Raw genomic sequence first — 12,976 nt, forward strand, 5'->3', positions numbered from 1 at the left:
CGAACGTTTCCGCTCATTCGCCGCGGCGATGACATTGCAGCGTCATGCAAGCGGAGCAGCCTGTCGGCGCTGCGGTATCGCCGAATGAATCATCGCAGCGGCTAGCGCACGGAGCGCACGCGGACAGCCGACCGACTGCGGCGACGGGACATCGGAGCCGGCGTCGCCGGCCACCGCGAAACCCAGTTGCCGGATCCGAAAAAAGGCGCTTTTTCCGAGGAAAACGACGATACGAAAAGCGACGGCAGCGCATGGACACTTTCTGACCATTGGATGTTTTTACGCAAGACATAAGCAATGCGTAACCGCGCATCGCAGTTCGCATGCGAAGCACGACCCAGAACAGAATCACGCTCGCTCACTTGCCGCGAATGCGAACGACAAATGAACGAAACATCGGATTCGCGTTGCTTGGGACGGCGTCACCGTGAAAGCCCTTACAGATTCACAGTATTTCCTGAACTCGAAATGGCAACCTAGGCGCACGTATGCAGCTCACCGTGTAGTACACAGGCAAGCAGTCGCGCACGAGCACGCATGCAAACGGACGCTGCCGCAGGCAGACGATCCCAGCGACATGCGATGCACAGCGCATCTGCACCCACGGCCGCCGGACATGTCGATCAGTCATTCCACTTTTGTTTTTGAAAACCATTATTCGAATCGACCGGCATCGATCGGCCGACGCACCGCGAACAACCGCAAGAACAACTAGAAACGCCAAAGGGACGATCACCGTGGGGGGCGGCGATTGTCGGCCAGGTCAACGAAGACTACCCCCGGACTCATCGTCATGCTGGATGAAAAATTTGCGATAGCGTGCGCCCTCGCGCTATTCGTCACCTGTGTCGCGATGTACGCGATGCATCCTCTGGCCGAACACATAGGCCTGGTCGACCGGCCCAATGCGCGCAAGCGGCATCAGGGGCATATCCCGGTCATCGGCGGCCTGTGTTTCTTCGCCGGTCTGCTCGCCGGCGCGGTCTATCTCGGCCTGGCCGACCGCTATGCGCTCTCGCTGCTCGGCAGCGCCGCGCTGATCGTGGTGGTCGGCGCGATCGACGACGCCAAGGACCTCAGCGTGCGCTCTCGCCTGTTCGTGCAGGTGCTGGCGACGGGCCTGATGATCACCGGCAGCGGCCTCTACCTCAACGACGTCGGCAACGTCTTCGGCACCGGCCCGATCCGCCTCGGTCTGCTCGGCATTCCGCTGACCGTGATCGGCGTGGTCGGCCTGATCAACGCCTTCAACATGCTCGACGGTATCGACGGTCTGGCCGGCAGCCTGGCCCTGGTCAGCATCGCCGCGATCCTGCTGTTCGACCGCGCCGGCCTGCTCTCGCAAGGCGCCCTGCCCTTGTTGCCGGTGCTGTTCGCGGCCTTGATTCCCTATCTGTTCGTCAACCTCGGCGGCTGGCGCGGGCGCAAGATCTTCATGGGCGACGCCGGCAGCATGCTGCTGGGCTACGTGCTCGCCTGGAGCCTGATCTACATGAACCAGCGCGGCGCCCCGCGCATCCACGCCGCCGCCGTGCTGTGGTGCGTGGCCCTGCCGGTGATCGACACCTTGGCGGTGATGTACCGCCGCGTGCGCCAGGGGCGTTCGCCGTTCAAGCCCGATCGCCAGCACCTGCACTACATGCTGCTCGATTCCGGCCGCTCGCCGCGCGCGACCCTGCTGATCCTGATCGCTGCGGCCTGCGTCCTGACCGCGCTGGGGTACTCGCTGCGCGGGGCCGGGCTCGGCCTGAATCTGCTGCTGTTCTTCGGCCTGCTGGGCGGCTACACCACCGCGACCACCCACGGCTGGAAACCGCAGCCGGCCTCGGCCTGGCAGCCCGAGGGCGAGACCGCAACGGCTCCCGCGCTCGCCGAAGCCACGACCTTGAGCTTCGGCCGCAACGAGTTGTTCGGCGACGACGCCGCGACCCTGCCGGCGATGGCCTCGACCGCGGCGATGCCGCAGTCGGCCTACCGCATCAAGACCTTGTGCGTATTCGGCACGCGCCCGGAAGCGATCAAGATGGCGCCGCTGGCCTTGCTGCTCGCCGGCGACCCGCGCTTCGAGGCGCGCGTGTGCGTGACCGGCCAGCACCGGCAGATGCTCGACCAGGTGTTGACTCTGTTCGACATCCAACCCGATTACGACCTGGCGATCATGAAGCCGGGCCAGGACCTGACCGACGTCACCACCGCGATCCTGACCGGCATGAAGCGGGTGCTGTCGGAGCTCAAGCCCGACGTGGTGCTGGTGCACGGCGACACCTCGACCACCATGGCCACCACCCTGGCGGCGTATTACCAGCAGATTCCGGTCGCCCACGTCGAAGCCGGCCTGCGCACCGGCAATCTGTACTCGCCGTGGCCGGAAGAAGCCAACCGCAAGCTCACCGGCGCCCTCGCCGCGATCCATTTCGCGCCGACCGAGTCGTCGAGCGATAATCTGCGCGCCGAAGGCATTCCGACCGACCGCATCGAGATCACCGGCAACACCGTGATCGATGCGCTCAAGCAAGTGGTGCAGCGCATCGAGCGGACGCCGGCGCTGCGCGCCGAGTTGTCGGCGCAGTTCTCGTTCCTGCGCCCGGAGCGCCGCGTGGTGCTGGTCACCGGCCATCGCCGCGAAAGCTTCGGCGGCGGTTTCGAGCGCATCTGCCACGCCCTGCGCGACATCGCCTTGCGCCATCCGGACGTCGACATCGTCTATCCGGTACACCTCAACCCGCAGGTGCGCGAGCCGGTCAACCGCCTGCTCAGCGACATGCCGCAGATCCATCTGATCGAGCCGCTGGACTACCTGCCGTTCGTGTATCTGATGAACGCGGCCCACATCATCCTGACCGACTCGGGCGGCATCCAGGAAGAAGCGCCGTCGCTCGGCAAGCCGGTGCTGGTCATGCGCGACACCACCGAGCGTCCGGAAGCGGTCGGCGCAGGCACGGTCAAGCTGGTCGGCACCGACCGCAAGGCGATCGCCGACGGCATCACCGCCCTGCTCGACGATCCCGCCGCGTATCAGGCCATGAGCATCGCCCATAACCCCTACGGCGACGGCAAGGCCTGCCAGCGCATCGTCGAAGCCTTGGCCGGCCTCAAGACCACGGCCTCGCAATTGGCGGCCTGACGTCGGCATCCGCAGGCGCCGCGGGCTTGCGCCTGCGCGCCGCATGCGCACCGGAGGCGGCCCGTCCGCCTCCGCTGTGCATTCGTATTTTCCCGCTCGTACGGCCCCTCTTCGCAACGTCTCTTAATCGAGCAGCAACGCCCTCCCCCGCGGGCACTCAACGGAGTCTTTCATGAGTTTCGAAACCGTCTCGGTCATCGGCCTTGGCTACATTGGATTGCCCACCGCCGCCGCGTTCGCCGCAGCGCGTAAAAAGGTGATCGGCATCGACATCAACCGCCATGCCGTCGATACCATCAACCGGGGCGAAATCCACATCGTCGAACCGGAACTCGACGTCGCCGTGCGCGCGGCGGTCACCGGCGGCTTCCTGCGCGCCTCGACCCAGCCCGAACCCGCCGACGCCTTCCTGATCGCCGTGCCGACGCCGTTCAAGGGCGACCACGAGCCCGACCTGGCCTACATCGAAGCCGCCGGCAAGGCGCTGGCGCCGGTGCTCAAGAAGGGCGACCTGGTGGTGCTGGAATCGACCTCGCCGGTCGGCGCCACCGAGCGCCTGGCCGACTGGCTCGCCGCCGCGCGCCCGGACCTGAGCTTCCCGCAGCAGGCCGGCGAGCAGGCCGACGTCAACGTCGCCTACTGCCCCGAGCGCGTGTTGCCGGGTCACGTCATGCGCGAGCTGATCGAGAACGACCGCGTCATCGGCGGCATGACCCCGCGTTGTTCGGAACGCGCCTGCGAGCTCTACAAGAGCTTCGTGCGCGGCGAATGCGTAGTCACCAACGCTCGCACCGCGGAGATGTGCAAGCTCACCGAGAACGCCTTCCGCGACGTCAACATCGCCTTCGCCAACGAGCTGTCGATCATCTGCGACAAGCTCGCCATCAACGTCTGGGACCTGGTGCGCCTGGCCAACCGCCATCCGCGCGTCAACATCCTGCAGCCGGGCCCCGGCGTCGGCGGCCACTGCATCGCGGTCGATCCGTGGTTCATCGTCGACAGCGCACCGGAAGAAGCGCGCCTGATCCGCACCGCGCGCGAGGTCAACAACGGCAAGCCGGCCTGGGTCATGAACAAGGTCGAGGAAGCGATCGAGCAGGCGCGGGCCGACGGCAAGCAAGGCAAGGACCTGACCATCGCCGTGTTCGGCCTGGCCTTCAAGCCGGACATCGACGACCTGCGCGAAAGCCCGGCGCTCGACATCGCCATCGAACTGGCCAACCGCCACCCGGGCCGCGTGCTCGCGGTCGAGCCGCACATCTCGGTGCTGCCGGACAAGCTCAACTCGCCGAACGTGATCCTGGTGGACTTGCCGACCGCGAGCGCGCAAGCCGACATCGCGGTGTTGCTGGTCGATCACAAGCCCTTCAAGGAGCTGTCGATGCCGGCGCACCTGAAGATCATCGACACCAAGGGCATCTGGACCTGAGCGCCGCAAGGCGCTCGACCCGGACACGACCACGACCACGATGATGCGGCGACTGATCACCACGGCCAGCCTGTCGGCGTTGAGCGCCATGGCTTCGCGCGGCGCGGTGTTCGCCGGCATCCTGTTCACCGCGCATTCGCTGGGCCCCACCGCGTTCGGTCAGTTCACCCTGATCCAGACCACCGCGCTGTTGTTCACCACCTTCTGCGCGTTGAGCCTGGGGCAGATGGCGACCAAGATCGTCGCCGAGGCCGCGGCTACCGATCCGCGCCGCATCGCCACGGCGCTGACCGTGTCCTACGGTTCGGCGCTGTTCGCCTCGCTGCTGTTCGCGGCCTTGTTGCTCGCCCTGTCGTACCCGCTGGCGGTCAAGGTCGGCGGATCGAACGACCTGGTCGCGGTGTACGCCGCCTCGGCGCTGTTGGTGCTGACCGGCTTCCTCACCGCGATCCAGAACGGCGTCGCCCTGGCTTTGCACAAGGTCAAGGAACAGGCGCTGGCCAATCTGCTCAGCGCGCCGCTGGTGTTCCTGGCGATCGTGCTGGCCGCGTTGCGGCGCGACATCGCCTGGGCGATCTACGGCTACATCGCCGCGCAGATCGTGATCGTGCTCGGTCAGGAACATGCGCTGCGCCGCTACCGGCGCGAGCAGGGCCACCGCCTGTCGCTGCGCAGCACCGAGCGCGGCGACTGGACCGTGCTGTGGAAACTCGGCCTGCCCTCGTCGGTGTCGGGCCTGTTGACCATGCCGAGCATCTGGCTGTCGATGGTGATGCTGTCGAGCAGCGTCGGCGGCGCCACCAGCCTCGGCAATTTCTCGCTCGGCAACCAGGCGCGTTCGATCCTGATGTTCGGCATGGGCGTGGTCGCCAACGCCACCCTGCCGCTGCTGGCGGCGGCGCTGGCGCGCGGCGACAAGCACGAGGCCAACACCGCCTTGCGTCACTCGATCCTGCTGCTGGTCACGGTCACCGCCGCCGTCGCCGGCCTGGTCGCAGTGGCCGCGCCGCCCTTGATCCATCGCTTCGCCCCGGCCTACGCCGGCGCGATCGTGCCGCTGCAATGGCTGTTGCTGTCGACCGTGGCGATGGCGCCGACCACCATCCTGATGCGCAAGGCCACCGCCGACGGCCGGCCCGGCGTGCTGTTCGCCGGCAATGCGGTGTTCTCGGCCGCCCTGCTCGGCGCCAGCGTGCTGGCCCTGCGCCTGCACGGCGGCGCCACCGGCCTGGCGATCGCCTACGTCGTCGCCACCACCGCCCAGTTGTTGACCTTCGCATTGTGCAATCGCGGCGAGTTCCGCAAAGCGCTGCCTGGAAGCCCCCAATGAACGTATCGCGCCTGCTCAAGAAATCCGTCGTGCTGTCGATCATCCGCATCGGCTGGTTCATCAAGCCCGGTCTGGTGACGCGCTTGTTCACCTGGTTCCTGCGTTCGGAAGGCGCGCACATCGAGGGCATGCCGAACTACCTGTCGGCCAAGATCTGGTTCGACGGCACCGATTATTCGCTGATCACCCTCGGCGAGGGCTGCACCATCTCCAGCAACGTGCGCATCCTGACCCACGACGCGGCGATCAACACCGTGGCCAAGGAACTCGGCATCCGCTTCGACAAACCCGAGATACGCATCAAGCCGGTGCGCATCGGCCGTTTCAGCTTCATCGGCACCGGCTCGATCATCATGCCGGGCGCCGATATCGGCGCCGGCTGCATCGTCGCCGCCGGCAGCGTGGTGCGCGGCAAGATCGCCCCGCTGAGCATCGTCATGGGCAGCCCGGCCCAGGTGGTCGGCTCGGTCACCGACTATCTCGCCAAGACCCACCCGCATCTGTTGCCGAGCGCGGTGCGCGAGACCGCCCATCCGCACCCCGAACCCGAACCGAGCTCCTGGCGCAACCGCGGCAACGCGCACTGAGCCCGGTCCCTTCTTTCAGCCCCCTCCCTCCACCGCAGCACTGACGGATCAATCACGGCGTCGTCTTGGCGATTCTCTATTTCATCTTCTTCACGAGCCTGACCCTGGTGACGTTCCTGCGCGTCGGCGGGCGGATGGACCGTATGTTCGTCAAGCCGATCTACGCCTTCCTGCTCGGCATGGCCTTCATCTACGGCTTCATGCCGTGGGTGAAGGAACTGCGCGGCATCCAGTCCTACCCGTTCTACTACTCGACGGACGCCAAGGCCATGGCACTGATGCTGTCGGTGATGTTCTGCATCTCCGGCATCGGCGGTTACCTGGCGATGGGCGGGTTCTCGACGCCGTCGCTGCCCAAGGTGCGCAGCCTGACCGCGCGCGAACGCCGCCGCGTGCTGGTGCTGGTCGGCATTCCGGCGATGGCGGCGGTGCTGTACCTGGCGCGCACCATCGCCAGCCACGACCTCGCCGACTACATGCGCGACCGCATCGTGATCCGGCGCGGCCTCGGCCCGGCGGTAGTGCTGGCCTTCGCCGCGATCTGCTACGGCGCGATCCTGGTCACCAATTATCTGGCCGAAAAGAAAGAGCGCGGCCGCAGCCCGGCGCTGTGGCGGCTGATCGCGATCTCGGCCACGGTGCTGGTGATCGCCGTGGCGTTCGTGGCGATGGGCAATCGCAACTTCGTCTTCAGCCTGATCGCGATCATCCTGTTCGCCTCGCTGTCGATGTTCCCCGGGCGCCTGCGCAAGGCGCTGATGCTGTTGCCGGTGATGCTGGCGCTGGCACTGGGGTTCTCGGCCTGGGCCAAGATCCGCACCACCCTCGACAGCGCCGGCCCGTCCGCACTCAGCGGCCAGGACCCGACCGAGCTGCTCGTGTACGGTTTGAACGGCGCCTTCGGCAACAGCGAAAACCTGATCTGGCTCGCCCAGCACGATTACGCCTGGCATCCGCTGTGGGGCGAGACCCTGTTCGCCGCCGCGGTCAACCCGGTGCCGCGCGCGATCTGGCCCGATAAGCCCTTCGGCGGCGGCCCGGCGTTCCGCAACATGATCTATCCCGGCAGCTACACCCTCGACGGCGAAAAGCTGACCTCCTACACCACGGGCCTGCCGACCGAGGGCTACATGAACTTCGGCATGCTCGGCCTGATCCTGTTCGGCGCGGCCAACGGCATCTGCCTGGCCTTGATACGCAACGCCTATTCGCGGATGCGCACGGTCACCCCGGTCGGGGTGGTGATCTACAGCTTCTCGATCTTCATGTTCTCGATTGGATTTCTGTATATGGAACTGCTCGGCGGCTGGAGCCGTTATTTCATCACCGTGTTGCTGCTGTTCGTGGTGAGTTACCTCGGCAACCGGCCGATCCGCTCCAGGCTGGTGACGGCATGAACGCGATCATTCTCGGCCAGGGCAACCCGTACCTGAAGAATCCGTATTTGAGCAAGCTGTCGAAGGTGCTCGAAAGCGCGTCGATCCCCTACGAGTTCTGGATCTGGAGCCGCGACAAGCAGGCCGCCGAACTGCCGCGGGTGAAGGTGCTGCTGAGCTTCGGCTCCTGGGGCGGCGGCGCGGTCAATGCCCTCGGCTACGCCCTGTGGGTCGCCTGGCTGACCTTGCGGGTGTTCGTGCAGCCGCGCGCCGGCATTTATTTCTGCTCGCGCCTGGACGCCGCTCTGCCCTGCGCCCTGGTAGCCTCGGTGCGCCGCTGCCAATACGTCTTCCTCGACCGCGACAAGCTGTCCAAGAGCTACGCCTGGCCGAAGCCGGTCAAGCGGGTCATCGAATGGGTCGAAGGTTTCGTCGGCCGCCGCGCTTCCCTGCACGTGCTGCCGGGCGCCTCGCGCGCGGTCGACGGCGACGCCGCCAATATCCGCATCGTCCGCAACACCCCGCACACCGACGTGATCGAGCGTGCGCGCAGCCTCGCCGCCGAACTGCCGCCGAAGAGCGGCCGTCTGCGCGTGCTGATCAGCGGCCTGATCTCGCCCGAACGCGGCGCGACCATGATGCGCGAAGCGGTCGAGCAAACCGCCGGCCGCATCGAGTTCGTCGCCGCCGGACGTCTGCTCGGCGACGACGCCAAGCGCCTGGCCGAACTGCTCGGGCCGCATTACCGCGGCATCGTCAGCAACGAGGACGCGCTGGCGCTGTTGCTCAGCGCCGACGTGGTGCTGGCCTTCTACGACCCCTCGCTGGAGATCAACCGCCTGGCCGAGCCGAACAAGTGGTTCGATTGCGCCGCGCTGGAGATTCCGTTCTTCACCAACCCCGGCCTGAGCACCTCGCAGCCGTTCGAAGACTCCCAGGCCTGTTTCCTGTGCGACTACGGCGACAGCCGCCAGCTCAGCGAGCAGTTGCTGCGCATCGCCGAGACGCCGGCCCTGCTCGAACAGCGCCGCGCCGGCCTGCGCACCCTGCGCTACGAAGCCTGGGACACGGCGATGGCGCGGGTGATCGCCGAATGCGCGAGCCTGCAGCCATGAGTCTTCCGCGCGAACCCCAGCTGATCTGCCTGCGTCACTGAGCCGGCCTACCGATCGGCCGCGCGGCTCCCCCCAGCCGGCGCGGCATCCCCCCTCTCGATACGTACTGGAATCACCATGCAACAGGTCCTGCAAAACCTGCGCGACGGCAGCACCGAAATCGCCGACGTGCCCGCCCCCGCCCTGCGCCGCGGCCATCTGCTGATCCGCACCCACGTCACCCTGGTGTCGGCCGGCACCGAGCGCATGCTGGTCGAGTTCGGCAAGGCCAACATGCTGCAAAAGGCGCGCCAGCAACCCGACAAGGTGCGCATGGTGCTGGAGAAGATCCGCACCGACGGCCTGGCCACCACCGTCGACGCGGTCCGCAGCAAGCTCGACCAACCGCTGGCCCTGGGCTATTGCAACGTCGGCACGGTGATCGGCGTCGGCGCCGGCGTGACCGGTTTCGAAATCGGCGACCGCATCGCCTCCAACGGCAAGCACGCCGAAGTGGTGGCGGTGCCGTCCAACCTGTGCGTCAAGATTCCCGACGGCGTCGGCGACGAGGCCGCGGCCTTCACCGTGCTCGGCGCGATCGCCCTGCAAGGCATCCGCCTGGTCCAGCCGAGCCTCGGCGAAGCGGTGGTGGTGACCGGCCTGGGCCTGATCGGCCTGATCACGGTGCAATTGCTGCGCGCCCACGGCTGCCGCGTGCTCGGCATCGACTTCGACAGTTCCAAGCTCGCCATCGCGCGCAGCTACGGCGCCGAGACGGTCGACCTGTCCAAGGGCGAAGACCCGCTGGCCGCGGCGCAGGCGTTCTCGCGCGGACGCGGCGTCGACGCGGTGCTGATCACCGCCTCGACCAAGAGCAACGAACCGGTCTCGCAGGCCGCGCACATGTGCCGCAAGCGCGGCCGCATCGTCCTGGTCGGGGTCACCGGCCTGGAACTGTCGCGCGCGGATTTCTACGAGAAGGAACTGTCGTTCCAGGTGTCGTGCTCGTACGGCCCGGGCCGCTACGACCCGTCCTACGAGGAACGCGGCAACGACTATCCGGTCGCCTTCGTACGCTGGACCGAACAACGCAACTTCGAGGCCGTGCTCGACATGATGGCCAGCCGCGCGATCGACGCGCCGCCGCTGATCAGTCATCGCTACTCCATCGCCGAGGCCGAACAGGCCTATGCCCTGCTCGGCGGCCACGAGCCCTCGCTCGGCATCGTCCTCGACTACGGCCGCGACAAGGCGATTCCGGAAACCCTGGTGCGCCGCACCGTGCCGCTGTCGGTCAAGACCCCGGCCGCGACCTCCGATACCGACAAGGGCGGCGACGCGATCGCCTTCATCGGCGCCGGCAACTACGCCGGCCGCGTGCTGATCCCGGCCTTCGCCAAGGCCGGCGCCGAACTGCACACGGTGGTGTCCAGCGGCGGCGTCAGCAGCGTCCATTTCGGCAAGAAGTTCGGTTTCCGCAACGCCAGCACCGACACCGACGCGACCCTGCGCGAGAACGGCGTGGGCTCGGTGGTGATCGCGACCCAGCACGGCAGCCATGCCGAGCTGACCCTGAAGGCGCTGCGCCACGGCAAGCACGTATTCGTCGAAAAACCGCTGTGCCTGACCCTGGACGAGTTGCAGGCGATCGAAAAGGCCTACGCCGAGCATTCGGTCTACGGCCGCCCGCCGGTGCTGATGGTCGGTTTCAACCGCCGCTTTGCCCCGCAGGTGCAGAAGATGCGCACGTTGCTGGCCGGCGTGCGCGAGCCCAAGTCGTTCGTGATGACGGTCAACGCCGGCGCGATCCCGGCCGACCACTGGACCCAGGACAGCCAGCTCGGCGGCGGCCGCCTGATCGGCGAGGCCTGCCATTTCGTCGACCTGCTGCGTTTCCTCGCCGACTCGCCGATCGTCGGCCACCAGCTCACCGCGGTCGGCAACGTCCCCGGCGCCGGCATCCGCAGCGACCGGGTCAGCTTCACCCTGAGCTTCGCCGACGGCTCGTTCGGCACCGTGCATTACCTCGCCAACGGCGACAAGAGCTTCCCCAAGGAACGCCTGGAGGTGTTCACTGCCGGTCGCGTGCTGCAGTTGGACAACTTCCGCCGCCTGCGTGGCTACGGCTGGCCGGGCTTCAAGAAGATGAACCTGTGGCGCCAGGACAAGGGCCAGGCGCAGTGCGCCGCCGCCTTCATCCAGGCGGTGAAGGGACAGGCCGCAGCGCCGATCCCGGCCGAAGACGTGTTCGAGGTGGCGCGCGTCACCATCGAACTGGACGCCTCGGTCTGAACGCCATGCGCCGCCTCGTCGCCTCTCCGAGCGGAATACGGTCGTGACCTCGTCGTCGCGAGTGCCGCGCCTGTGGCACACGGTGCGCCATCTGCGCGCCGTGCAGATCTACGGCCGCGCCTGGCACCGCCTGCACCGCCCGCGCATCGACGATTCGCCGGCGCCGCCGCCGGCGGTCGTGCGCGATCGCTGGCGCGGTTGCGCGCGCGCGGCCTCGATGCTGAGCGCGCAGCGCTTCCGTTTCCTCAACGACGAACACGAGATCGCCGGCGACGACTGGAACAGCACCGCCCTGCCGAAGCTGTGGCTGTACAACCTGCATTACTTCGACGACCTCAACGCCGACGACGCGGCGGCGCGGCTGGCTTGGCATCGCGACCTGATCCGGCAGTGGATCGCGGCCAATCCACCGGCCGCCGGCAACGGCTGGGAGCCGTATTGCCTGTCACTGCGCATCGTCAACTGGGTCAAATGGTGCTGCGCCGGCGACACCGTCACCGACCCGGCGCTGCGCCGCAGCGTGCTCAACAGCCTGGCGACGCAGGCGCGTTATCTGCGCGGCCGCCTGGAACGGCATTTGCTCGGCAACCATCTGTGGGCCAACTACAAGGCGCTGCTGTTCGCCGGCGCCTTCTTCGACGGCGCCGAAGCCGAACGCTGGCGCGGCGTCGGCCTGCGCGGTCTGCGCGCCGAGATCGACGAGCAGATCCTCGCCGACGGCGGGCATTTCGAACGCAGCCCGATGTACCACGCGATCCTGCTCGAGGACTTGCTCGACCTGGTGCAGTTGGCGGCCTTGTTCCCGGGCGCCTTCCCCGAACGCGACGTCGAGCTGTGGCGCCAGCGTGCGAGCCGCATGCTCGGCTGGCTGGCGGTGATGACGCATCCCGACGGCGGCATCGCCTTCTTCAACGACGCCGCCCACGGCATCGCCCCGACCCTGGCGCAGTTGCAGGCCTATGCGCGCTTGCTCGGCGTGGCGGTGCCGGCGGCCTGCGACGATGCGCTGCAGGTGCTGCCGGTGTCGGGCTATGTACGGCTGCAATGCGGACCCGCGGTGCTGATCGCCGATGTCGGCGAAATCGGCCCGGCCTATCTGCCCGGCCATGCCCACGCCGACACCCTCAGCTTCGAGCTCTCGCTCGGCGGCCGCCGGGTATTGGTCAACGCCGGCACCTCGCGCTACGACATCGGCGCCGAGCGCCTGTGGCAGCGCGGCACCGCCTCGCATAACACGGTCGAAATCGACGATGCCGATTCCTCCGAGGTATGGAGCAGTTTCCGCGTCGCCCGCCGCGCCCATCCGCTTGCGGTCGAACACGGCCGCAACGACGAGGGGCTGTGGCTCAGCGCCGCCCACGACGGCTACCGGCGCCTCAAGGGCCGGCCGCTGCATCGCCGGCGCTGGGTATTGCAAGCCGGCTCGCTGCGCGTCGAAGACCGCATCGAAGGCGAGTTCGAGCGCGCCGTCGCCCGCTTCCGCTTGATGCCCGACGTCCGCCTCGACGGCCCGCAACTGCGCCTGGACGAATCGCGTCTGGGCGAATCGCACCTGGACGAATCGCGCCTGGGCGAATCCGGCGCGGTGCGCTGGCAGGTCGAACCGGCGAACGCAACGACCGCCGCGGCCCGCAGCACCTATCACGCAGGCTTCGGCCTGAGCGAAGCCTGCGACGTCCTCGAAATCGCCCTGCCCCCCGGGGCCGGCGCGCTGACCACCACGTTCCACTGGGATTGCTGAGTT

Annotated in this window: 8 protein-coding genes; all 8 read left to right on the forward strand. The window is 67.4% G+C overall.

What is annotated here, in order from left to right:
* Window positions 1–862: 862 nt before the first annotated feature.
* The 8 genes from wecB (at window position 863) to ACKN61_RS16060 (ending at window position 12,973) form a co-directional block, all read left to right on the forward strand.
* The gene (gene wecB, locus ACKN61_RS16025; RefSeq protein ID WP_408950375.1) at window positions 863–3,124 is read left to right on the forward strand and encodes a non-hydrolyzing UDP-N-acetylglucosamine 2-epimerase; all 2,262 of its coding nucleotides are present in this window, start codon (window positions 863–865) and stop codon (window positions 3,122–3,124) included.
* Between the two features lie 172 nt (window positions 3,125–3,296).
* The gene (gene wecC, locus ACKN61_RS16030) at window positions 3,297–4,553 is read left to right on the forward strand and encodes a UDP-N-acetyl-D-mannosamine dehydrogenase (protein WP_408950376.1); all 1,257 of its coding nucleotides are present in this window, start codon (window positions 3,297–3,299) and stop codon (window positions 4,551–4,553) included.
* A gap of 40 nt (window positions 4,554–4,593) precedes the next feature.
* Window positions 4,594–5,883: an oligosaccharide flippase family protein gene (locus ACKN61_RS16035; RefSeq protein WP_408950377.1), complete on the forward strand. Its 1,290-nt coding sequence runs from the start codon at window positions 4,594–4,596 to the stop codon at window positions 5,881–5,883.
* The gene (locus ACKN61_RS16040; RefSeq protein WP_408950378.1) at window positions 5,880–6,470 is read left to right on the forward strand and encodes an acyltransferase; all 591 of its coding nucleotides are present in this window, start codon (window positions 5,880–5,882) and stop codon (window positions 6,468–6,470) included. The genes ACKN61_RS16035 and ACKN61_RS16040 overlap by 4 nt, the downstream gene beginning before the upstream one ends.
* Window positions 6,471–6,535: 65 nt before the next feature.
* The gene (locus ACKN61_RS16045; protein WP_031372783.1) at window positions 6,536–7,867 is read left to right on the forward strand and encodes a hypothetical protein; all 1,332 of its coding nucleotides are present in this window, start codon (window positions 6,536–6,538) and stop codon (window positions 7,865–7,867) included.
* A complete protein-coding gene (locus tag ACKN61_RS16050) occupies window positions 7,864–8,961 on the forward strand; it encodes a hypothetical protein (protein ID WP_408950379.1) in 1,098 nt (365 codons plus the stop codon). The genes ACKN61_RS16045 and ACKN61_RS16050 overlap by 4 nt, the downstream gene beginning before the upstream one ends.
* 117 nt (window positions 8,962–9,078) lie before the next feature.
* Window positions 9,079–11,232, forward strand: a complete 2,154-nt coding sequence (locus ACKN61_RS16055; RefSeq protein ID WP_408950380.1) for a bi-domain-containing oxidoreductase — start codon at window positions 9,079–9,081, stop codon at window positions 11,230–11,232.
* 43 nt (window positions 11,233–11,275) lie between these two features.
* Window positions 11,276–12,973, forward strand: coding sequence for a heparinase II/III family protein (locus tag ACKN61_RS16060; protein ID WP_408950381.1), 1,698 nt, complete (start codon window positions 11,276–11,278; stop codon window positions 12,971–12,973).
* Window positions 12,974–12,976: the final 3 nt, after the last annotated feature.

The sequence above is a fragment of the Lysobacter sp. Hz25 genome (assembly GCF_046097045.1).
Lineage (GTDB): Bacteria > Pseudomonadota > Gammaproteobacteria > Xanthomonadales > Xanthomonadaceae > Lysobacter > Lysobacter antibioticus_B.

Excerpts from the sequence above, each read along its gene's own strand:
- wecB (WP_408950375.1), top strand. The coding sequence starts at position 863 with ATGCATCCTCTGGCCGAACACATAGGCCTGGTCGACCGGCCCAATGCG.
- wecC (WP_408950376.1), top strand. The coding sequence starts at position 3,297 with ATGAGTTTCGAAACCGTCTCGGTCATCGGCCTTGGCTACATTGGATTG.
- ACKN61_RS16035 (WP_408950377.1), top strand. The coding sequence starts at position 4,594 with ATGATGCGGCGACTGATCACCACGGCCAGCCTGTCGGCGTTGAGCGCC.
- ACKN61_RS16040 (WP_408950378.1), top strand. The coding sequence starts at position 5,880 with ATGAACGTATCGCGCCTGCTCAAGAAATCCGTCGTGCTGTCGATCATC.
- ACKN61_RS16050 (WP_408950379.1), top strand. The coding sequence starts at position 7,864 with ATGAACGCGATCATTCTCGGCCAGGGCAACCCGTACCTGAAGAATCCG.
- ACKN61_RS16055 (WP_408950380.1), top strand. The coding sequence starts at position 9,079 with ATGCAACAGGTCCTGCAAAACCTGCGCGACGGCAGCACCGAAATCGCC.